This is a genomic window from Leifsonia sp. NPDC058194 (genome assembly GCF_042883605.1).
Lineage (GTDB): Bacteria > Actinomycetota > Actinomycetes > Actinomycetales > Microbacteriaceae > Leifsonia.
Window position 1 is genome coordinate 690,205 of the sequence record NZ_JBHVVL010000002.1, and the last position, 22,147, is coordinate 712,351.

The 22,147-nt window shown below is 71.0% G+C and carries 20 protein-coding genes; 3 read left to right on the forward strand and 17 right to left on the reverse strand.

All coding sequences use genetic code 11. The features are described from left to right. The first annotated feature begins 20 nt into the window (after positions 1-20). The 3 genes from zwf to pgl are packed head-to-tail and all read left to right on the forward strand — an operon-like array spanning position 21 to position 3,288. The gene (zwf, locus tag ACFVU2_RS10080; protein ID WP_387873487.1) at positions 21-1,562 is read left to right on the forward strand and encodes a glucose-6-phosphate dehydrogenase; all 1,542 of its coding nucleotides are present in this window, start codon (positions 21-23) and stop codon (positions 1,560-1,562) included. Further along, complete coding sequence (locus tag ACFVU2_RS10085) at positions 1,559-2,521, forward strand: glucose-6-phosphate dehydrogenase assembly protein OpcA (RefSeq protein ID WP_387873489.1); 963 nt, start codon at positions 1,559-1,561, stop codon at positions 2,519-2,521. Before zwf ends, ACFVU2_RS10085 begins: the two co-directional genes overlap by 4 nt. Continuing rightward, entirely contained in the window at positions 2,518-3,288 is a 771-nt protein-coding gene (gene pgl / locus ACFVU2_RS10090) for a 6-phosphogluconolactonase (RefSeq protein WP_387873491.1), read from the forward strand. Before ACFVU2_RS10085 ends, pgl begins: the two co-directional genes overlap by 4 nt. Before the next feature lie 167 nt (positions 3,289-3,455). Here pgl and ACFVU2_RS10095 read toward each other — a convergent pair whose 3' ends face one another. From ACFVU2_RS10095 to ACFVU2_RS10175, 17 genes are all read right to left on the reverse strand, one after another. Then, entirely contained in the window at positions 3,456-3,821 is a 366-nt protein-coding gene (locus ACFVU2_RS10095) for an RNA polymerase-binding protein RbpA (protein ID WP_025159474.1), read from the reverse strand. A gap of 25 nt (positions 3,822-3,846) precedes the next feature. Continuing rightward, positions 3,847-4,092, reverse strand: a complete 246-nt coding sequence (gene secG, locus ACFVU2_RS10100; protein ID WP_021764733.1) for a preprotein translocase subunit SecG — start codon at positions 4,090-4,092, stop codon at positions 3,847-3,849. 90 nt (positions 4,093-4,182) lie between these two features. Beyond that, complete coding sequence (gene tpiA / locus ACFVU2_RS10105) at positions 4,183-4,986, reverse strand: triose-phosphate isomerase (RefSeq protein WP_387873493.1); 804 nt, start codon at positions 4,984-4,986, stop codon at positions 4,183-4,185. Further along, entirely contained in the window at positions 4,974-6,191 is a 1,218-nt protein-coding gene (locus ACFVU2_RS10110) for a phosphoglycerate kinase (protein WP_387873496.1), read from the reverse strand. Before ACFVU2_RS10110 ends, tpiA begins: the two co-directional genes overlap by 13 nt. Before the next feature lie 15 nt (positions 6,192-6,206). After that, the gene (gap, locus tag ACFVU2_RS10115; protein WP_387873499.1) at positions 6,207-7,211 is read right to left on the reverse strand and encodes a type I glyceraldehyde-3-phosphate dehydrogenase; all 1,005 of its coding nucleotides are present in this window, start codon (positions 7,209-7,211) and stop codon (positions 6,207-6,209) included. 102 nt (positions 7,212-7,313) lie between these two features. After that, positions 7,314-7,940, reverse strand: a complete 627-nt coding sequence (locus ACFVU2_RS10120) for a superoxide dismutase (RefSeq protein WP_387873501.1) — start codon at positions 7,938-7,940, stop codon at positions 7,314-7,316. A 126-nt stretch (positions 7,941-8,066) separates the two neighbouring features. Then, positions 8,067-9,047, reverse strand: coding sequence for a DNA-binding protein WhiA (gene whiA / locus ACFVU2_RS10125; RefSeq protein ID WP_387873503.1), 981 nt, complete (start codon positions 9,045-9,047; stop codon positions 8,067-8,069). Between the two features lie 58 nt (positions 9,048-9,105). Continuing rightward, complete coding sequence (rapZ, locus tag ACFVU2_RS10130) at positions 9,106-9,981, reverse strand: RNase adapter RapZ (RefSeq protein WP_387873504.1); 876 nt, start codon at positions 9,979-9,981, stop codon at positions 9,106-9,108. A 34-nt stretch (positions 9,982-10,015) separates the two neighbouring features. Further along, positions 10,016-11,326 carry an acyltransferase gene (locus tag ACFVU2_RS10135; protein WP_387873506.1) on the reverse strand — a complete coding sequence of 437 codons (1,311 nt, stop codon included), beginning with the start codon at positions 11,324-11,326 and terminating at the stop codon, positions 10,016-10,018. A 135-nt stretch (positions 11,327-11,461) separates the two neighbouring features. Next, on the reverse strand, positions 11,462-12,133 hold the full coding sequence (locus ACFVU2_RS10140) for a response regulator (RefSeq protein ID WP_387873508.1): 672 nt from the start codon (positions 12,131-12,133) through the stop codon (positions 11,462-11,464). After that, positions 12,130-13,365, reverse strand: coding sequence for a sensor histidine kinase (locus ACFVU2_RS10145; protein WP_387873510.1), 1,236 nt, complete (start codon positions 13,363-13,365; stop codon positions 12,130-12,132). The genes ACFVU2_RS10140 and ACFVU2_RS10145 overlap by 4 nt, the downstream gene beginning before the upstream one ends. Continuing rightward, entirely contained in the window at positions 13,362-14,054 is a 693-nt protein-coding gene (locus tag ACFVU2_RS10150; RefSeq protein WP_387873512.1) for a DedA family protein, read from the reverse strand. Before ACFVU2_RS10150 ends, ACFVU2_RS10145 begins: the two co-directional genes overlap by 4 nt. A gap of 75 nt (positions 14,055-14,129) precedes the next feature. Further along, positions 14,130-16,127 carry an excinuclease ABC subunit UvrC gene (gene uvrC / locus ACFVU2_RS10155; RefSeq protein WP_387873514.1) on the reverse strand — a complete coding sequence of 666 codons (1,998 nt, stop codon included), beginning with the start codon at positions 16,125-16,127 and terminating at the stop codon, positions 14,130-14,132. 8 nt (positions 16,128-16,135) lie between these two features. Beyond that, positions 16,136-19,012, reverse strand: a complete 2,877-nt coding sequence (gene uvrA, locus ACFVU2_RS10160; protein ID WP_387874432.1) for an excinuclease ABC subunit UvrA — start codon at positions 19,010-19,012, stop codon at positions 16,136-16,138. 237 nt (positions 19,013-19,249) lie between these two features. Next, positions 19,250-19,801, reverse strand: a complete 552-nt coding sequence (locus ACFVU2_RS10165; protein ID WP_387873516.1) for a hypothetical protein — start codon at positions 19,799-19,801, stop codon at positions 19,250-19,252. Continuing rightward, positions 19,798-21,138, reverse strand: a complete 1,341-nt coding sequence (locus tag ACFVU2_RS10170; RefSeq protein WP_387873517.1) for a DUF58 domain-containing protein — start codon at positions 21,136-21,138, stop codon at positions 19,798-19,800. The genes ACFVU2_RS10165 and ACFVU2_RS10170 overlap by 4 nt, the downstream gene beginning before the upstream one ends. Further along, the gene (locus ACFVU2_RS10175; RefSeq protein WP_387873520.1) at positions 21,135-22,136 is read right to left on the reverse strand and encodes an AAA family ATPase; all 1,002 of its coding nucleotides are present in this window, start codon (positions 22,134-22,136) and stop codon (positions 21,135-21,137) included. Before ACFVU2_RS10175 ends, ACFVU2_RS10170 begins: the two co-directional genes overlap by 4 nt. Between the last annotated feature and the right edge of the window lie 11 nt (positions 22,137-22,147).

The following is a 22,147-nucleotide window of genomic DNA, read 5'->3' on the forward strand; positions in this document are numbered from 1 at the left end:
CGCGCCGACCAAGGAGATCGATGTCCCCGGTGGAAATCACCCCGGAGTTCAACCCGTTGCGGTTGGCCTCCGATCGACGCCTCAACCGCATCGCCGGCCCCAGCAGTCTCATCATCTTCGGTGTGACGGGAGACCTCTCCCGCAAGAAGCTGATGCCGGCGGTGTACGACCTCGCCAACCGCGGCCTCCTGCCGCCCGGGTTCTCGCTCGTCGGGTTCGCCCGGCGCGACTGGGAGGACCAGGACTTCGAGAAGGTCGTCCATGACGCGGTCAAGCAGTACGCCCGCACCCCGTTCGACGAGGACGTCTGGAAGCAGCTCGCACAGGGCATCCGCTTCGTCCCCGGCGAGTTCGACGACGACGACGCGTTCGCGCGCCTGAAGCAGACCGTCGAGGACCTGGACCGCGAGCGGGGAACCATGGGCAACCATGCGTTCTACCTCTCCATCCCGCCGAAGGCGTTCCCGATCGTGACCGAGCAGCTCAGCCGCTCGGGTCTCGCCGACCAGTCCGGCGACGGCTGGCGCCGCGTCGTGATCGAGAAGCCGTTCGGGCACGACCTCGAGTCGGCGCGCGAGCTGAACTCGGTCGTGGAGTCCGTCTTCCCGCCCGACTCGGTGTTCCGGATCGACCACTACCTCGGCAAGGAGACGGTCCAGAACATCCTGGCGCTGCGCTTCGCCAACGAGCTGTACGAGCCGATCTGGAACGCCAACTACGTCGACCACGTGCAGATCACCATGGCCGAGGACATCGGCGTGGGCGGCCGTGCCGGCTACTACGACGGGATCGGCGCCGCGCGCGACGTCATCCAGAACCACCTCCTGCAGCTCCTCGCCCTCACGGCGATGGAGGAGCCCATCTCGTTCGACGCGGCCGATCTGCGCGCCGAGAAGGAGAAGGTGCTCGCTGCCGTCCGCCTGCCCAAGGACCTCGCGAAGGCGACGGCCCGCGGGCAGTACTCCAGCGGATGGCAGGGCGGCGAGAAGGTCGTCGGCTTCCTCGACGAGGACGGCATGAACCCCGAGTCCTTGACGGAGACGTACGCGGCCATCAAGCTCGACATCGGCACGCGCCGGTGGGCGGGCGTGCCGTTCTATCTCCGCGCGGGCAAGCGCCTCGGCCGCCGCGTCACCGAGATCGCCGTCGTCTTCAAGCGTGCCCCGCAGCAGTTGTTCGCGGAGTCGCAGACGTCGGCGCTCGGCCAGAACGCGCTCGTCATCCGCGTCCAGCCGGACGAGGGCGTGACGATCCGCTTCGGCTCGAAGGTGCCCGGCGCCGGCATGCAGGTGCGCGACGTGAGCATGGACTTCGGCTACGGCCACGCCTTCACCGAGGCGAGCCCGGAGGCGTACGAGCGACTCATCCTGGATGTGCTCCTCGGCGACCCGCCGCTGTTCCCGCGACACGAAGAGGTCGAGCTCTCGTGGAAGATCCTCGACCCGATCGAGGAGTTCTGGGAGAGCCAGGGCCAGCCCGAACAGTATCGCCCCGGCACGTGGGGCCCGAAGTCCGCCGACGAGCTCCTCGCCCGCGACGGACGCGTCTGGAGGCGCCCATGATCGTCGATCTGCCCGACACCACCGTCAGCAACATCTCCAAGACGCTGGTGAAGATCCGCGAGGAGGGCGGCGCCGTCGCCCTCGGTCGCGTGCTGACCCTCATCATCGCCACCCACCTCGGTCAGGAGGAGGAGGCCATCGAGGCCGCCAACGACGCCTCCCGCGAGCACCCGATGCGCGTCATCGTGGTCTCGACCGAGGAGGAGCGCAGCCACAACGGAGAAGGACGTCTCGACGCCCAGATCCGGGTCGGCGGCGACGCGGGCGCGAGCGAGGTCATCGTCCTCCGCGCCTACGGCGAGACCGCGAGCGACGAGGAGGGACTGGTCACCGGCCTGCTCCTTCCCGACGCTCCGGTCGTGGTCTGGTGGCCCGGCATCGCGCCGGCCAAGGTCTCGCACTCGCCGCTCGGCCGCATCGCGACCGTCCGCATCACGGACGCGTCCGCGCAGCCGAACCCGCAGGAGGCCCTGTACCACCTGGCCGAGACGTACGCGCCGGGCGACACCGACTTCGCCTGGACCCGCCTCACCCTGTGGCGCGCCCAGCTCGCAGCGGTGCTCGACCAGCCGCCGTACGAGCCGATCACCTCGGTGGAGGTCGCCGGCGCGGCGGACTCCCCCAGCACCCTCCTCCTCGCCGCATGGCTGCGTCTGCAGCTGCAGGTGCCGGTGCAGTACGACCTCGCCTCGCGCGCGGTCGGCTCCGGCGGCATCCACGGCGTCCGTATGGAGCGTGCGTCGGGCACGATCGAGCTGGAGCGCGAGGTGCCGAACGTCGCCCGCCTCTCCCAGCCCGGTCAGCCGTCGCACGATCTCTCCCTGCCGCGCCGCAGCCTCCGCGACTGCCTCGCCGAGGAATTGCGTAGGCTGGACCCGGACGACCTCTACGGCGAGGTGATCACCCAGGGTCTCGGGCTCCTCGAGACCACCGACGAAGGAGCGGGCGCGCGCGCATGACGAATGAACGGCGGGTGCTCGTGCACCCCGACAAAGAGGCCCTCACGGCTTCGGTGGCCGCACGGTTCCTGACCAAGACCATCGACATCCTCGACGACCTCGACGGGGCGAACATCGTACTCACCGGCGGGACGATGGGCATCGCGGTGCTGGAGGCGGTCAACGCCTCCCCCGCCCGCGACACCATCGACTGGTCGAAGGTCCACTTCTGGTGGGGCGACGAGCGGTTCGTCGAGAAGTCCAGCGACGACCGCAACGAGCGCCAGGCCCGGGAGGCCCTGCTCGACCACATCGCGGTCCCGCCGGAGAACGTCCACCCGTTCCCGGCGTCCGACGAGATCGCCGACATCGACGAGGCCGCGCGCGTCTACGCGGCCGAGCTCGAGGCGTTCGCGTCGGAGGGTCTGGCCTTCCCGCGGTTCGACATCACGTTCCTGGGCGTCGGACCCGACGGCCACATCGCGTCGCTGTTCCCCGACCGCCCGGGCATCCGCGAGACGGAGGCCACGGTGATCGCCGAGCGCGAGTCGCCGAAGCCGCCGCCGCTGCGCCTCAGCCTCACGCGACCGGTGCTGAACGCCTCCGACCGCATCTGGCTGGTGCTCGCGGGCACCGACAAGGCGAGCGCCCTGGGCCTGGCCCTGGCCGGCGCGAGCTACACCGAGGTGCCGGTCGCCGGCGCCAAGGGCCGCAAGCGCACCGTGTTCTTCGTGGACAAGGATGCCGCGGTCGACGTGCCGGAGAACCTCATCGCGCCGAGCTACTGACGCAGAGAAGTACTGACGCACAACGCTGAAGCCCCGCCGGTCATCGACCGGCGGGGCTTCGTCGTCCGCCCGTGCGGCACCTGCGCTCTGACGGCGCTGCGGATACGAGAAGAGCCGCTCACGCGAACGTGAGCGGCTCTTCTGCGACGGGATGCGTCAGTGTTGCGTCAGTTGCTGGTCGGCTTGCCGCGACGCGTGCGGAGCTGGTTGAGGGCGTCCTCGAGCAGCTGCTCCGCCTCCTCCTCCGAGCGGCGTTCCTTCACGTACGCGAGGTGCGTCTTGTACGGCTCGGCCTTGGCGACCGACGGAGGGTTCTCCTTGTCGCGACCGGCCGGGAGGCCGCTCGACGGGGAGTCGATCGTCTCGGGGATCTCCTCTTCGGGCAGGTTCGCCGCGAAGTACCGGACGGTCTCGTTGCCGAGGGCGTCCCAGTACGAGACGGCGACGCGGTCCGCGTGGAACCCGCGGTCCTGTTCGCCCATCGGGCCGGCGCCGACGCGCGACCCACGAATTGCACTTCCTCCGGAAGCCATGGTTCTCCTCTGGTGAAGGCGCTGACTAGGCGCTGAACTTGGTGATCAGCCCGAGCACGACGATGCAGGTGATCCAGATGATCCCGAGAACGACCGTGATCCGGTTGAGGTTGCGCTCAGCGACGCCGGACGCGCCGAGGTTGGAGGTGACGCCGCCGCCGAACATGTCGGAGAGACCGCCGCCGCGCCCCTTGTGCAAGAGGATGAGCAGGGTCAGCAGGAGGCTGGTGATGCCCAGCAGCACCTGCAGGACGACCTGGAGAATCTGCACGAGTTACCTTTCGCGTAACAACACCCGGGAGAATGCCCGGGGAAAGCCAACGACCAGTATATCCGCACCGGTCGGGAACGGCGGAACGCCTCAGATACCGACGTGCTTCTGGTACCGGATGATGCTCGAGAACTCGGCCACGTCGAGGCTCGCACCGCCGACGAGCGCGCCGTCGACGTTCGGCTCGCGCATGAACGCGGCGATGTTGCCCGACTTCACCGATCCGCCGTAGAGGATGCGCGTCTTGGCCGCGACGTCCTCCCCCAGCAGCTCGACGATCACGGCACGCAGCGCCGCCGCGACCTGCTCGGCCTGCTCGGGCGTGGCCGCCTGGCCGGATCCGATGGCCCAGACGGGCTCGTACGCCACGACGAAGTCCGCCGCGGAGTCGACCTGCGCGAGAGCGGCACGGAGCTGAGCGACCGGGACGGCGCTGGCGCCGTGCACCTCGAGGTCCTCCGCGGTCTCACCGACGCAGATGATCGGCGCGATGTTGTGCGCGATCGCCTGCGCGGTCTTCGCCGCGACCTGCTCGTCGGTCTCGCCGTGCAGCGTGCGCCGCTCGGAGTGACCGATGATCACGTAGCGGCATTCGAGCGCAGCGAGGAACGCGGCGGAGATCTCACCTGTGTACGCACCGGAGACGTGCTCCGAGACGTCCTGGCCGCCGAAGGCGATCGGCAGTTTGTCGGCCGACACGAGGGTCTGGACGCTGCGGAGATCGGTGAACGGCGGGAAGACCGCGGCCTCGACGGCCGAGAAGTCGTGCTGGGCGTCCTTGAGCGTCCACGCGAGCTTCTGCACGACGGCGATCGCCTGGAGGTGGTCCAGGTTCATCTTCCAGTTGCCGGCGATGAGCGGGACGCGCCGCACCGAGGGGTTCACTGCTGCCATCCGAGGACCTCCAGACCCGGGAGGCGCTTGCCTTCGAGGAACTCGAGGCTCGCTCCACCACCCGTCGAAATGTGACCGAACTGATCGTCCGTGAAGCCGAGCGCGCGGACCGCGGCGGCCGAGTCGCCGCCGCCGACGACGCCGAGGCCGTCGACCTCGGTCAGCGCCTGTGCGACGGCCTTGGTGCCGGCCGCGAACGGGGCCAGCTCGAACACGCCCATCGGGCCGTTCCAGAACACGGTGCGCGCACCGCGGACGTACTCTGCGAAGACCTGCGCGGTCTCGGGGCCGATGTCGAGCCCGAGACCGGAGGCACCCCACTCGGTGTCCTCGATGCCGTCGATCGGACGCACAACGTGCTCCGCGTCGGCGCCGAACTTCGAGGCGACGACGACGTCACGCGGCAGCACGATCTCGACGCCGCGCTCCTTCGCCGTGGCGAGGTAGCCCTTCACCGTCTCGATCTGGTCGGCCTCGAGCAGGCTGGAGCCCACCTTGTGACCGAGCGCGGCGAGGAAGGTGAACAGCATCCCGCCGCCGATGAGCAGCGAGTCGACGCGCGGCAGCAGGTGCCCGATGACGCCGAGCTTGTCGGAGACCTTCGAACCGCCGAGGACGACCGCGTACGGCCGCTCGGGGTTCTCGGTCAGCCGGTCGAGCACGTCGAGCTCGGTCGCGATGAGGAGGCCGGCGGCGCTGGGCAGCGCCTGCGCGAGCTCGTAGACGCTGGCCTGCTTGCGGTGCACGACGCCGAACCCGTCGGAGACGAAGGCGTCGCCGAACGCGGCGAGCTTCGCAGCGAACGCGGAACGCTCGGCGTCGTCCTTGCTGGTCTCCCCCGGGTTGAAGCGGAGGTTCTCGAGCAGGGCGACGTCGCCGTCCTGGAGGCCGACCACGGCCGCCTCCGCGCCGGAGCCGGCGGTGTCCTGGGCGAAGGTCACCGGCTTGCCCAGCAGCTCGCTGAGCCGCTGGGCGACCGGCGCCAGGCTGTACTTCGCATCGGGGGCGCCCTCAGGGCGCCCGAGGTGGGAGATGACGACCACCTTCGCGCCCTGATTGATCAGGGCGTTCAGGGTGGGAATCGACGCTCGCACACGGCCGTCGTCCGTGATCTGGCCGTCCTTCAGAGGGACGTTCAGATCACAGCGGACGACGACGCGCTTGCCGGCGAGCGAACCGAGTGAATCAAGGGTGCGGAGCGTCACGTCGGTTCCCTGGTGTTAGAGGCGCTCGGCCACGTACTCGGTCAGGTCGACGAGACGGTTGGAGTAGCCCCACTCGTTGTCGTACCAGCTCGAGAGCTTGACCTGGTCGCCCAGGACGCGGAGCAGACCGGCGTCGAAGATCGACGAGTGCGGGTCGCTGACGATGTCGGAGGAGACGATCTCGTCCTCCGTGTACTTGAGGATGCCCTTGAGCTCGCCCTCGGCGGCCTCCTTGTAGGCGGCCTTGACCTCGTCGACGGTGACCGGGCGCGAGGCGGTGACGGTCAGGTCGGTGATCGAGCCGGTGGGGACCGGCACGCGCAGCGCGAAGCCGTCGAGCTTGCCCTTGAGCTCCGGGAGGACCAGCCCGATCGCCTTGGCGGCGCCGGTCGAGGTCGGGACGATGTTGATGGCGGCGGCGCGGGCACGGCGGAGGTCGCTGTGCGGGCCGTCCTGCAGGTTCTGGTCCGCGGTGTACGCGTGGACCGTGGTCATGAGACCGCGCTCGATGCCGAACTTGTCGTTGAACACCTTGGCGAGCGGCGCGAGGCAGTTCGTGGTGCACGAGGCGTTCGAGATGATGTTGTGCGCGGCGGGGTCGTACAGGTGCTCGTTGACACCCATGACGAACGTGGCGTCCTCATCCGTCGCCGGAGCGGAGATGATGACCTTCTTGGCGCCGGCCTCGATGTGCTTCTTGGCGTCGGCGGCCTTGGTGAAGCGCCCGGTCGACTCGATGACGATGTCGACGCCCAGGTCGCCCCAGCCGAGGTTGGCGGGGTCGCGCTCGGCGAGGACCTTGATCGGCTTGCCGTTCACGACGATGTTGTCGCCGTCCAGCTCCACCGTGGCGTCCAGGCGGCCCGTGATCGAGTCGTACTTGAGCAGGTGTGCGAGCGTCTTGTTGTCGGTGAGGTCGTTCACCGCGACGACCTCGAGGTCGCTGCCCTTCGCGAGGGCCGCGCGCAGGTAGTTGCGACCAATGCGACCGAACCCGTTGATTCCGATCTTTACGGACACAGATGTCTCCAGTTACTTGATGGGCGCCGGACGGCGCAGAGGTGGGTGGGTGAAACGGACGGCGGCGTCCCGGGAGGTGTCCTCCCGGGACGCCTCGCCTGATTAAGACAGTAGCAGCAGGCCCGAGGTCTTTTCACGCGCCCGGACGAAGCGGTCCTGGACGTCGGACCAGTTCGTGATGTTCCAGAACGCCTTGACGTAGTCGGCCTTCACGTTCACGTAGTCGAGGTAGAACGCGTGCTCCCACATGTCGAGCAGCAGGAGCGGGACGGTCGCCGCAGCGAGGTTGCCCTGGTGGTCGTACAGCTGCTCGATGATGAGCTTCTGACCCAGCGAGTCCCACGCGAGGATCGACCAGCCGGAGCCCTGGATGCCGAGCGCCGACGCGGTGAAGTGAGCGCGGAACTTGTCGAACGAGCCGAAGAACTCGTCGATCGCGGAGGCGAGCTCACCGGTCGGCTTGTCACCGCCGTCCGGGGAGAGGTTGTTCCAGAACACCGTGTGGTTCACGTGCCCGGCGAGGTTGAACGCCAGGTCCTTCTGGAGCTTGTTCACGTTGCCCAGGTCGTCCGCGTCGCGGGCCTCGGCCAGCTTGGCGATCGCGGTGTTCGCGCCATCGACGTACGCCTTGTGGTGCTTGTCGTGGTGCAGCTCCATGATCCGACCGCTGATGCTCGGCTCGAGCGCCGAGTAGTCGTACGGAAGGTCGGCGAGCGTGTAGTCAGCCATTACTCATCTCCTCAGGTGTGTCCCGGCGCCATTGCAGTCCGCCGGGAGCGGGCGACTTTTCCAGTCTAGTGACGGCAACCCCGGCGGCGTCCGGATGCTTCCCGGTCGGCGCCTTCGCCACGGAACCTACACCTCGTCGAGGTCGGCCGGGAGGTTCGCGTCGGTACCGGGAATGCCGAGATCGGAGGCACGCTTGTCCGCCATCGCCAGCAGGCGGCGGATGCGGCCGGCGACGGCGTCCTTCGTCATGGGCGGGTCGGCGTGGTGGCCGAGCTCGTCCAGGCTCGCGTCGCGCTGCGAGAGGCGCAGCTCCCCCGCGTAGCGCAGGTGCTCGGGCACCTCGTCGCCCAGGATCTCGAGGGCGCGCTCCACGCGCGAGCACGCGGCGACGGCGGCCTGAGCGGAGCGGCGCAGGTTCGCGTCGTCGAAGTTGACCAGGCGGTTCGCCGTCGCCCGCACCTCGCGACGCTGGCGCAGCTCCTCCCAGTTGGCCACGGTCTGCGCAGCGCCCATCTGGACGAGCATCGCGCTGATGGCCTCGCCGTCGCGGATGACGACGCGGTGAACGCCGCGGACCTCGCGGGCCTTGGCGGCGATCCCGAGCCGGCCGGCGGCGCCCACGAGGGCCATCGCCGCCTCGTTGCCGGGGCAGGTGACTTCGAGGGCGGCCGAACGGCCCGGGTCGGTCAGCGAACCGTGGGCGAGGAAGGCACCCCGCCAGACGGCAGCGAGCTCGTCGCGCGAGCCGGTGGTGAGACGGTTCGGGAGGCCGCGGATCGGCCGGCGACGGGCATCGAGCAGACCGGTCTGGCGGGCGAGCGTCTCACCGCCGTCGAGCACGCGGACCAGGTACTGCGGGCTGCGGCGGATGCCGGAGGCCGAGATCACGGAGCCTTCGCTGCGGACGCCGTACAGCTCCGCGAGGTCTTTCCGGACTCGCGTGGCGAGCTCCGGGGTGTCGAGCTCGCTCTCCACCGCGATCCGGCCGCCGATGAGGTGCAGGCCGCCGGAGAAGCGGAGGATGGTGGCGAGCTCGGCGGCGCGGACGGTCGTCTTGCTGACCTGCACCTTCGTGAGCTCGTCCTTGACGTCGGCAGTGAGAGCCAATCGGATTCCTAACTGTTGAGCGACGGCGTGGATGGCGCCGTGAAGCGGTCGACCGGCGTCATTCACGGCCGAGGTCGCGGTGTTTTGTGTTCACCGCGAGACCCGGGAAATTGCGCAACCGTGCCGCGAGCTCTTCCGCAATCGCGACGGACCGGTGCTTCCCTCCCGTGCAGCCTATCGCGATCGTGGCGTGCCGTTTGTTCTCCCGCTGGTATCCCTCGAAGATCGGCCGCAGCGCGCTCGTGTACGCGGCGACGAATTCCTCCGCTCCGTTCTGCGAGAGCACGAAGTCGCGCACGACCTCGTCGAGGCCGGTGTGCGGCCGCAGCTCCGGGTTCCAGAAGGGGTTGGGCAGGAAGCGCATGTCGGCGACGAGATCGGCGTCGGGCGGCAGCCCGTACTTGAACCCGAAGCTGAGCACGGTGACCTGGACGCCCGCGGTCCCCTCCGACGCGAAGGTCTCGGTGATGTTCGTCGCCAGCTGGTGGATGTTCAGGTCGGAGGTGTCGACGATCAGGTCGCTCGCCTCCCGGATCTCGCGCAGGCGGGCGCGCTCGGCGGTGATGCCGTCGAGGATGGTGCCGTCGCCCTGCAGCGGGTGCGGCCTGCGCACCTGCTCGAACCGGCGGACGAGCACCGAGTCGGCGGCCTCCAGGAACAGCACCCGGACCTTCGTCCCCTCGCGCAGGCTCTGGATCATCTCCCGCAGGTCGGCGAAGAAATTGCGTCCGCGCACATCGACCACCGCTGCGATGCGCGGGAGGCCGGAATCCGCGCGGTTGGCGAGCTCGATGAGGGGGCGCAGCATCTGCGGCGGGAGGTTGTCGACGACGTACCAGTCGAGGTCCTCGAGCGCGTTGGCGACCGTCGAACGGCCCGCCCCCGACATGCCCGTGACGATCAGCACTTCCTGCTGCGCGGTGTCGGTGGCCACCTGTTCTCCTCCTCGCGATGCGTGTCCGCCCAGCCTACCGAGTGACGGCGCCCCGGATGTCCGATCGGCGCAGAATCCGCAGGGCCAGGGTGGCGAGCGCGGCCGCGACGACCCAGGCCGCCAGGGCGGACCCCGCCACGAGGACCAGCAGGATCCCGCCGGCACCGGCAGCGGCGGAGGCGAGCGCACGCGGGCCGGGTGTCGACGGCCCGCGCGCCGTGCCGCGCGAACCGGCCTCGAAGCGCCCCGTCGCCGCGACGACGCCCGCCACCGCCGCCAGTACGGCGGCGAGCCAGAGGGGTCGCGACAGCCACCATTCCGCGCTCACGGGCTCGGGCAGCGCCGCCCCCGAGACGAGCAGGGCGCCGGCGAGCACGATCAGCACCGGCATGTGCCAGAGGTAGACCGTCATCGCCCGAGCCGAGACCCAGCCCACCGCACGCCCCACGACCGGACCGTCGGCGACCGCGCGCAGTGCGGGCGCGACGAGCAGGAAGACGGCGAGCTGGACGACGGCCAGGACGAGGAGCGCGCACGTCGGCGGGTTGAGGTTCGCGAGCATGTCGAGTGAATAGACCCCTGCCGCGCAGAGCAGCACGAGGAACGCGCACGCGCCCGCCGCGACCAGCGCGAGCGTGCGCCGCGACGCGCGTCCCGGCCAGCCGGTCGCGAGCCAGAACCCCAGCTGCTGGACGCTCAGCCAGACGAAGAGCAGGTTCGCGAACCCGATGGCCGTGACACCGGTCGCCCCGCGCACGATGTCGACGGCGAGGGCGAGAGCGGCCGGGACCAGCACGCCGGTGACGGGAGCACGCCGGTGCAGCGCGAGCAGCGGGGGGACCGCGGCGGTGCACAGCACGTAGACGCCGAGGAACCACAGCGGCTGGCTCATCCGGAACCCGGCCGTCGCGACGACGGCGCCGGGGACGCCGGCGAGTGCGAGCACGCCGATCAGGATCGCGACGGCGACGAGCGCCGCCGTCGCCGGGATGAACAGGCGCCGCATGCGACCCGCCAGGTAGTCGCCGTAGCCTGCTCCCCGCTCCCGCATCCGCTCCCACTGCGTGTGCGCCGAGAAGCCGCCGAGCAGGAAGAACAGCGGCATCACCTGCGCCACCCAACTCAGCGGGGCGAAACCGAGCCAGCCCTCCATCGCGTTCCGCAGGATCGGGCCGTGTGCACCCCAGGCGACGCCGACCATGAGAGCGTGCAGGAGCACCACGACGACGAGACAGGCCGCCCGGGCGATGTCGACGGCCGGGTCGCGGTGCGCGCCCGCGGGACGGGTGGACGGCGGCGCCGGGAGTCGGCGCGGCGCTCGTGCGCTGGTGAGGGTCTGGGTCATCGTGGCTCCTTCCGAGCGGTCCGGCGGACCGTCGGCCAGAGCGTGTCAACAGGGTCGGCGACCCCGCGTCACCCCCTGGAGCCAACCTCGCCCCTACCGAGGTAGGGGGCGACCCGAAGGGCTCGGGGACCCGCCTCAGGGGCTCGGCTCGACGAGGCCGGCGTCGAAGGCGAGGATGACCGCCTGCACGCGGTCGCGCAGCCCGAGTTTCGCGAAGACCCGGCTCACGTGCGTCTTCACCGTCTGCTCGGCGATGAACAGCTCCGCAGCGATCTCCGCGTTCGAGAACCCCCGCCCGATCAGGACGAGGATCTCGCGCTCGCGCTCGGTCAGGTCGGCGAGGCGCTGGGCTTTCGCCCCGCCCGCCGGCCGCAGGGAGCCGAAGCGCTCGAGCAGCCGTTTGGTGACGCGCGGTGCCAGCAGGGCATCCCCCGCGGCGACGACCCGGACCGCCTGGGCCAGGTCTGCGGGAGGAGCGTCCTTGAGCAGGAACCCGCTCGCGCCGGCGCTCAGCGCGTCGTAGACGTACTCGTCGGCGTCGAACGTCGTGAGCACGAGCACGAGGGGGCGGTGCGGGTCGCCCCTGCTCGGCCGCACCAGCTCGCGGGTGGCCTCGATGCCGTTCATCACCGGCATGCGGACGTCCATGAGCACGAGATCGGGACGCAGGCGGCGAGCGAGCTCGACGGCTTCGGCGCCGTCGGCCGCCTGGCCGAGCACCTCGATGCCGTCCTGCGCGGCCAGGATGGCGGCGAATCCCGCCCGCACCATCGCCTGGTCGTCCGCGACCAGCACGCTGATCGTCACGACGCGTCCTCCGGAGCCGGGAGCGGAAGCGTCGCGCGCACGCGGTACCCGCCCTCCGGTCGCGGGCCGGCGTCGAGGGATCCGCCGAGCAAGTCGGCACGCTCCCGCATCCCCCGGATGCCGTGGCCGCCGCTCTCGGGGGCGGGAGCGGACGCGGGGCGACCCGGTGCCGGATCGTTGAGGACCTCGACCACGAGCCCGGCGGCGGTCCGCTCGATCACCACTTCGGCTCCCGCACCGGTCGCGTGGCGCGCGATGTTGCTCAGGGACTCCTGCACGATCCGGTACACCGCGAGCGAGAGGACGGGTTCGAGCGCGTCGGACACCGCCGGCCCGAGACGGTTGTCGAGGCGGACCGTCCCGCGCCGCCCAGCGGCCGTGACCAGGGCCGCCACGTCGGCGATGCCCGGTTGCGGCGCGGTCTCCACCGCCACGTCCTCGCTGCGGAGGACGCCGAGGAGCATCCGCATCTCCCCCATCGCGCTGCGCGCCGTCGCGGCGAGCTCGTCGAACTCGGCCACCGCCTCCGGTGTCAGACCGTCGAGCCGGTACCGTGCGCTCGACGCCTGCACCTGGATCGCCGACATGCCGTGCGCGACGACGTCGTGCAGCTCCCGTGCGATGCGGGTGCGTTCCTCCGCCACCTCGCGCAGCGCCTGCTCGGAGGCCGAGATGCGCTGCTCGCGCAGGAGCTGGCGGCGCACGTCCTGCCACCGCGCCACGAGAAGTCCGCCGAGCAGCGCCGCTGCGCTCACCGCGGCGAAGACGACGAGATCGGCGGTGACCGCGCCGATCGAGGCAGGCGCGCGCAAGCCGATCGAACCGATGACGGTCGTCGCCGCCACGGCGATCGCCCACACGACGGCCGCCGCGCGCCACGCCGAGTACGCCACCGCGAGGCCGAGTGCGGCCGAGAAGGCGATCGTCGACGGCACGGCCACCGGCCAGGGGCTGCCCGACTGCGGCGATCCGACGAGGGCGAGCAGGATCACGGCCGCGGCGGACAGCGCGACCGCGGCGGACGGGCGCACGAGTGCCAGCGGGATCGCTCCGCCGAGCACGACCGAGAGGAGCAGGGCGACGATCACGGGGACGCCGTACAGGGTGGCCGACAGCGCGGCCGACACCGCGAGGAGTGCGACCGCCGCCGTGGCGGTGCCGCCCCAGAGGAGCACCCGGACGCGATCGATGCGCACGGGGGCCGTGGACGAACCGGGCATCGTCGCGGTCATCGGCGGGCCTCCTCGGGCTGCGGTGCGGCCTGCGTCGCGCAGGCGGTGACAGGTGCGGTGGCGGGAGTGGCCACCCGGGCCGCGGCGTGCCGGTCACGACGGCGGGCGACGGCCCGCAGGGCCGCGTCGATCGCGATGCCGGCCGAGACCCCCAGCGCGATCCCCACGATCATCGCCAGGAGGGCGTTGCCGCCCAGCCAGTGCGCCGCGATCACCCCCACAGTAACCGAGTAGAGGGCCCATGACGCCCCCGCGAGAGCGGACAGCAGCAGGAACCGTCGCGGAGCGATCCGCGACGCCCCGGCCATCAGGTTCACCGCGACCCTCCCGACCGGCACATAGCGCGCCGAGAGGACGAGGACGCCCGCCCGCTGGTGGATCCCGGCACGGGCGCGGTCGAGCGCGGCGGCCATCCGGGGCCCGCGCAGGAAGCGGATGCGATCGAGCGGGACGCTCCTCCCCACTGCGAAGGTGAGGTTGTCCCCGGCGATCGCTCCCGCGGCGGCGCACGCGATCACCAGCGGGAGGCTCGGAGTGCCGACCGCGACGGCGGCGGCGGCCGCCGCGATGACGACGGACTCGCTCGGCACCGGCGGGAAGAAGGCGTCCACCAGCACCACGGCGAAGACGACCAGGTAGACCCACGGTGAGGCGGCGGCCTGGGCGATGAACTCGTTCACGGCTTCCATACCTCGACGCTAAAGACGAGGGTCGCCGCCGCGCGTCACCCACCGGTACCTTCCACCCCCTACTCCAGAGGGAGATCAGCGCTCGGCGAGGCGCGTGAAGACGGCGGCCGCCAGCGTCGGGCCCACGCCGCGGACCTCGGCGATCTGCTCCGGGGTCGCCTGCTTGAGCTGCGCCACCGAGCCGAAGTGCTTGAGCAGCTCCTTCACACGCGCCGGGCCGAGCCCCGGCACATCGCCCAGCACGGTGCCGATGTCGCGCTTGCGGCGCGCCCGCTGGTAGGTGATGGCGAAGCGGTGGGCCTCGTCGCGGAGACGCTGGATCAGGAACAGCGCGTCGCTGTTGCGGGGCAGGATGACCGGGAAGTCGGAGTCCGGCAGCCAGATCTCCTCGAGACGCTTGGCGATGCCCGCGAGCTGGATGCCCTGCACACCCGACTCCTCGAGCGCACGCTGGGCGGCCGCGACCTGCGGCTGACCGCCGTCGACCAGCAGGAGGTTCGGCGGGTACGAGAACTTGCGTCGCCGCTTCTCCGCGGCCTCCGCCAGCTCGGCGTCCACGTCGATGGTCGGGTCGTCCCCGCCCTCGGACGGGGCGGGCTCGACGGCGCCCCCGACCGGGTCCGCCTCGATCGGCGCGTCATCCTTGAGATACGCCAGTCGCCGGGTGATCACCTGGTAGATCGACTCGGTGTCGTCCGTCGACTCCGGGATGCTGAACCGCCGGTACTGGTCCTTACGCGGCAGGCCGTCCTCGAAGACGACCATCGACGCGACGATGTTCGTGCCGCTGAGGTGCGAGACGTCGTAGCACTCCATGCGGAGGGGGGCGTCGTCCATCCCGAGCGCCTCCTGGATGTCGGAGAGCGCCTTCGACCGCGCCACGAAGTCGGCGCTGCGTCGCGTCTTGTAGAGCACGAGGGCGTTCTTCGCGTTCATCTCGGCCGTCTGTGCGAGCGCGGCCTTCTCGCCCCGCTGCGCGACGCGCAGCTCGACACGGCCGCTGAGGCGACCCCGCGTGGCCGCCGGATCGCTGACGCTCCCGCCGCTGGTCTCGTGCCGGCGCGCGGTGAGCCACTGCTCCAGCTCGGTCGCGTCGTCCGGCAGCTCGGAGACGAGGATCTCGCGCGGCGGCACGTCCGCCCCCTCGTACGCGTTCTGCAGGACCGTCTCGATGAGCTCGCCGAGCTCCATGTCGAGCTCCTTGTCGACGACCCAGCTGCGCACACCGCGGATGCGGCCTCCGCGCACGATGAACTGCTGCACCGCCGCGGCCAGCTCGTCGTGGGCGATGCCGAACGCGTCGAGGTCGACCGTGTCATGCAGGACGACCGCGCTCTTCCCCATCGCCGCCTCGAGGGCCTGGATGGAGTCGCGGTGCCGGGCCGCCGCCTCGTAGTCCATCGTGCTCGCCGCCGACTTCATCTTGTCGGTCAGCTCGCGGATGTACTTCGTGTCGTTGCCGGCCATGAACGAGACGAAGTCCTCGGCCAGCTCGCGGTGGTCCTCCGGCGAGATGCGCCCGACGCAGGGCGCCGCGCACTTGCCGATGTCGCCCAGCAGGCATGGGCGCCCGGTGAGCTCGGCGCGACGGTACACGCCATCGGAGCAGCTGCGCACCGGGAAGGCCTTGAGCATGAGGTCGACCGTGTCGCGGATCGCCCAGACCTTGGTGTAGGGCCCGAAGTAGCGGGCATCCTTCACCCCGCGGTTGCGGGTCACCATCACCCGGGGGATGCGGTCGCCGAGGGTCACCGCGAGGTACGGGTACGACTTGTCGTCCCGGAACTGCACGTTGAACGGCGGGTTGAACTCCTTGATCCAGGTGTACTCCAGCTGGAGCGCCTCGAACTCGCTGGCGACCACCGTCCACTCGACGGAGGCCGCCGTCGTCACCATGCGGCGGGTGCGCTCGTGCAGGCTGCGCAGGGGCTGGAAGTAGTTGCTCAGCCGTGCCCGGAGGTTCTTCGCCTTGCCCACGTAGAGCACGCGACGGTTCTTGTCGCGGAAGCGGTAGACCCCCGGTTGCGTCGGGATCTCGCCGGCCTTCGGCCGGTAGCTGACGGTGTCGGCCACGCGCTGCCCTACGCGGCGCCCTGGGCGCTCTCGCCCTGGAGGATCTCCTTGAGGAAGTACCCCGTGTGGCTGCCGGGAGCCTCGGCCACCTGCTCCGGCGTGCCCGTCGCGATCACCTGACCGCCGCCCGCACCGCCCTCGGGACCCATGTCGATCAGCCAGTCCGCCGACTTGATCACGTCGAGGTTGTGCTCGATGACGATGACGGTGTTGCCCTTGTCGAGCAGCCCGTTCAGCACCAGCAGCAGTTTGCGGACGTCTTCGAAGTGGAGTCCCGTGGTCGGCTCGTCGAGCACGTACACGCTGCGGCCGTTGGAACGACGCTGCAGCTCGGTCGCGAGCTTGACGCGCTGCGCCTCGCCGCCCGACAGGGTCGTCGCGCTCTGGCCGAGTCGCACATAGCCGAGCCCGACGTCGACGAGGGTCTTCAGGAAGCGGTGGATGGCCGAGATCGGCTCGAAGAACACCGCCGCCTCGCTGATCGGCATGTCGAGCACCTCGGCGATGTTCTTGCCCTTGTAGTGCACGGAGAGGGTGTCGCGGTTGTACCGCGCTCCCCCGCAGACCTCGCACGCCACGTAGACGTCGGGGAGGAAGTTCATCTCGATCTTGATCGTGCCGTCGCCCGAGCACGCCTCGCAGCGCCCGCCCTTGACGTTGAAGCTGAACCGGCCCGGCAGGTAGCCGCGCATCTTCGCCTCGGTCGTCTCGGCGAAGAGCGTGCGGATGCGGTCGAACACGCCCGTGTAGGTCGCCGGGTTCGACCGCGGTGTGCGGCCGATCGGGGCCTGGTCGACGTGGACGACCTTGTCGAGGTTGTCGAGCCCGGTCACCGTGCGGTGCTTGCCCGGCAGCTTGCGGGCCCCGTTGAGCTTGTTGGCGAGCACCCGGTAGAGGATGTCGTTCACGAGCGACGACTTGCCGGAGCCGGAGACTCCCGTCACTGCGACGAACGCACCGAGCGGGAAGTCGACCGTCACCTTCTTGAGGTTGTTCGCCTCGGCGTCCACCACGCGCAGCACGCGCTTCTTGTCGATCTTGCGGCGCTTCGCCGGGATCGGGATCTCGCGCCGCCCGGCCAGGTAGTCGCCGGTCAGCGAGTCGGTGTTCGCGAGCAGCTCGTCGTACGAGCCCGAGTGCACGACATGGCCGCCGTTGACGCCCGCTCCCGGACCGATGTCGACGATCCAGTCGGCGGTGCGGATGGTGTCCTCGTCGTGCTCGACCACGATCAGCGTGTTGCCGAGGTCGCGGAGCGCGACCAGGGTGTCGATCAGGCGCCGGTTGTCGCGCTGGTGCAGGCCGATGCTCGGCTCGTCGAGGACGTAGAGCACACCGGTCAGACCGGAGCCGATCTGGGTCGCCAGACGGATGCGCTGCGCCTCGCCGCCGGAGAGGGAGGCGGCCGCGCGGGAGAGGTCGAGGTAGCTCAGGCCGACCTGGATGAGGAAGTCGAGGCGGATCTTGATCTCGCGCAGCACCTGCGCGCCGATCTTCTGCTCCCGCTCGGTCAGGTGCAGCTTCTCCATGAACGAGCGCGCGTCGCTGAGGCTGAGCTGCGAGGCGTCCGCGATGCTCGCGCCGTGAACGAGCACGGCCAGCACCTCGGGCTTGAGCCGCTTGCCCTTGCAGACCGGGCACGGCACCTCGCGGAGGTACTCGGCCCAGCGGGCGCGCTGGGTGTCCGTCTCGGCCTGCAGGTACTGGCGCTCGATGTACGGCACCACGCCCTCGAAGCCGGAGGTGTAGGACATCTCACGGCCGTAGCGGTTCTTCCACCGCACCTTCACCTCGAAGTTGTCGCCGTGCAGCACGGCGTCCTTCACGGTGTCCGGCAGCTTCTTCCACGGGGTGTCGAGCGAGAACTTCAGGTCGCGCGCGAGGCCGGCGAGGAGCTTCTCGTAGTAGTTGAAGAGGCCCTTGCCCTGCGTCGTCCACGGCACGATGACACCCTCGGCGATGCTCTGGGTGTCGTCGCCGAGCAGCAGGTCGTCGTCGACCGACATGCGGGTGCCGAGGCCGGAGCACTCCGGGCAGGCGCCGAACGGCGCGTTGAACGAGAACGTGCGCGGCTCGATCTCGGTGAGCTGGATCGGGTGGCCGTTCGGGCACGAGAGCTTCTCGCTGAACGACTGCCACGCCTCCGGGCCCTCGCGGTCGACGAAGTTGACCTGCACGAGGCCGTCGGTCAGCCGCAGTGCGGTCTCGAGCGAGTCGGTGAGGCGGGTCAGGATGTCCGGTCCGGCGACGAGACGGTCCACGATGACCGAGATGTCGTGCTTGTACTGCTTCTTGAGCGTGGGCGGCTCCGAGAGCTGGATCATCTCGCCGTCGACGAGGGCGCGCGAGTACCCGCTCGCGGCGAGCTCCTTGAAGAGGTCGACGAACTCCCCCTTCTTCTGCGACACGACCGGGCTGACGACCATGTAGCGCGTCCCGGCCTCGAGCTCCATGAGCTGGTCGGCGATCTGCTGAACGGTCTGGCGCTGGATCTTCTCGCCGCAGACGGGGCAGTGCGGCACCCCGATGCGCGCCCAGAGCAGGCGCATGTAGTCGTAGATCTCGGTGATGGTCCCCACCGTCGACCGCGGGTTGCGGTTGGTCGACTTCTGGTCGATGGAGACCGCCGGGCTCAGCCCCTCGATGAAGTCCACATCGGGGCGGTCGACCTGGCCGAGGAACTGCCGCGCGTAGGCGGAGAGCGACTCGACGTAGCGGCGCTGGCCCTCCGCGAAGATCGTGTCGAAGGCGAGCGACGACTTGCCCGACCCCGAGAGGCCCGTGAAGACCACCAGCGAGTCGCGTGGGATGTCGAGATCGACGTCGTGGAGGTTGTGCACACGGGCGCCGCGGACGCTGAGATGCGAACCCGTCGTCCGGCCGATGCTCCCCTGCCCGTGGGTCGCGTGACCCTGGAGGTTCTGCCCCTGAATGCCCTGCCCCTGAATGCTCACTCGTCCCATTCTCCGCTAAATCCCTGGCCGCTCGACCGATGTTCGCCGTCCGCGCACGGGCGTCGTTCTTTCGAAGTTGTGTTCGATTCTAGCGCGCCCGCGGCGGACGCCGGTCCGCACGCGCGAGTCTAGGCGCGACCACCGACATCGGCGACGGGCGTCCTCGGGTCAGGCGCGCGACCGGCGCAGGAGCACGGTCCCGAGCGCGACGGCCAGGGCCAGGACGGCGATCCCGGCCGCGATCGCGGACAGCCCGCCCGTTGCCGGCTGCCGGAGGGCGAGGATCGCGACGGCGACCGCTTGCGCCGGGACCTGGACGACCAGGAACCGGCGCGCCCCGGGAAGCAGCGCGGCGGGCTGCAGCCGGGCCCGGGCCGGCACGGCGAGCATCCACGCCGCCAGGAGGTGCAGGGCGTGCACCCCCGCGATGAGGCCCAGGATGCGCACGGATACTCCCGTGGCGGGCTCCAGCAGCGCTGAGAACGCCAGCACCGCGACGAGCAGCCACGCCGTCCGCCACCGCGGCATCGCGATCGTCAGGGAGACGAGGACGACGCAGAGCACCGGCCACGGCCCGCTCGGCGCGGCCGTCAGCGCGAGCGGGAGGGCGACCGCGGCGAACGCGACGCGGAGCATCCACCCCGGCACGGTGCGGGGCAGTCCGGGGACGACGCTCCGCACACGGCCCCGGCCGTCCGCGGCGGTTGGCGAGCGGCTCATGCCGGCCTCCCCGAGACCGCCCGGCGCTGCGGCGCTGCCAGCCGCTTCAGGCGCGCGTCCCGGTCCGCCGACGCCCACACCAGCAGCTCCGCGCCCGCCGCCGCGAGTCGCTGGAACCGGACGTCCCGCTCGGCGGAGACCAGTCGCAGCGCGATCCGGTCCCGTTCGGCCAGTCCGCCGGTCGTCGGCACCGGCAGCACGTCCACCACGATCACGCGATGCCCGGCGGCTCGCCAAGCCAGCGCGAGGCGAACGGGCTGGTCGTCGAGGAAGGTGGACAGGATGTACACCAGGGCGCCCGGCGCGAGGCGTGGTGGACGCACCCGTTCGGCCACGGCGCCGCGCGCCGCCGTCGTCTCGATCGACCGCAGCACGGCGTGCCGATGACGAGCACCCGCGCGGGGAGGCAGCGCCCGCGACGGGGCCGCCAGGTCGTCGAACCCGACGCGGTCGCCGGCAGCGGCGTAGGCGGACGCCAACGATGTCGCGGCCTCCCGGGCGATGTCCAGCGACCGGATGCCGGGCCGCGGGTACGGCACGGCCCAGTCCGCGACCTCGGCGGGGAGGTCGTCGCGCGCGTCGATGACCAGCTGCACGGCGGCGTCCGACGTCGCCGTGGTGCGCCGCACGTACAGCTCGCCGGGACGCTGAGCGCGCCGGGCGGTCGCCTTCCAGTCGATGCGGCGCAGCCGGTCGCCGGCCCGGTAGCGGTCCACATCCCGGAACTCTCCGCCGTCGCCCGGGCGTGCGGAGACGTGCGGCCCGGTGAGCCCGAGCAGCCGCGCGGGCAGCGGGAGGCTGCGAACGTGGACGGGCACCGGCCGCACCACGCGCTCGACCACCGCGTCCCCGCCTCCTCCCGCCGGCTCCCCCGTCCACGACGCGTCGGCGCCGAGCGCGCGCGCCTCCACCGACAGCACCCGCTGCGGACCGGAGTGGCCGACGGCGACCTCCAGCCGGAGCCGGGCCGCGGCCCGGAGCGAGAGGACGACGTCGAACGGCGGACGATCTGCGGCCGCCAGGCGCAGGTGGACCGCGTCCGCCCGCGTCCCCGGGGCCGCCTCGGCCTCGACGGCGACGACGACCGTCGGGCGGGACGCCTCGCCGATCGGCTCGGTCGCGGCGACCGGCCGCACCGCGGCGTCGGCGCCGTCGTCGGGCCGTCGCGCCCGGTCGACGAGAGCGGTGACGGCCAGCGGCGCGGCGATGAGCACCAGCTCGACCCGGCCGAACAGGAAGGCCGCGACCAGGCAGACGACGGCGACCAGTGCGGCTCCGGTCTGCGCCGGACTGGGCCGCCACCCGACCGCTGCGTGCGACGGATCGGGAGCCGTCATCCCTGCGCGGCCTGCCGCTCGCGCGTCCCGACCGCGGGCGGCCCCGGCACGGACGCGACCACCTCGGCGACCACCTCCTGCGGGCTCACCCCGCTCGTCCACGCCGCCACCGTGAGGGTCAGCCGGTGCGCGAGCACCGGGACGGCGACCCGCTTGACGTCGTCCGGGAGCACGAAGTCGCGCCCGGCCAGCACGGCCAGCGCACGTGCGACGAGCAGGAGGCCCTGGGATCCGCGCGGCGACGCTCCGACCTCCACCGACCGGTGCCGGCGCGTCGCGGTCGCGAGGGCGACGCAGTACGCGGCGATGTCGGGGTCCACATCCACCAGCTCCACACCCGACTGCATCGCGAGCAGGGTCTCCGCATCGGTCGCCGGCTCCACCGTCGCCACCTCGTGCCGGCGGGCGACGCGCGCGAGGAGCACGCGCTGCTCCCCCGCCGCGTCGGGGTAGCCCACGCTCAGCCGCACCATGAAGCGGTCGAGCTGCGCCTCGGGCAGCGCGTAGGTGCCCTCCGACTCGATCGGGTTGGCCGTCGCGACGACGTGGAACGGACGCGGGAGGGGGAAGCTGCTGCCCTCGACCGACACCTGCCCCTCCGCCATCGCCTCAAGCAGCGCGGACTGCGTCTTGGGCGACGTGCGGTTGATCTCGTCGGCGAGGAACAGCCCGGTGAAGACCGGCCCGGGACGGAACTCGAACTCCGCCGACTGCGGCAGATACACGAACGAGCCGGTGATGTCGGACGGCAGGAGGTCGGGCGTGCACTGGAGGCGGCGGAAGTCGAGCCCGACCGCCGAGGCGATCGAGCGCGCCGCCAGCGTCTTGCCGAGGCCGGGGACGTCTTCGAACAGCACGTGCCCGCCCGCGAGGATCGTGGCGAGCGCCAGCGTGAGCGGCTCGCGCATCCCCACCACGACGGATTCGACGCGGTCGAGCACGTCGGCGCCGAGCCGGGCGACCTCGGAGACGGGCAGCGGGGCGGGGATGTTCGGCATGGGACTCCAGT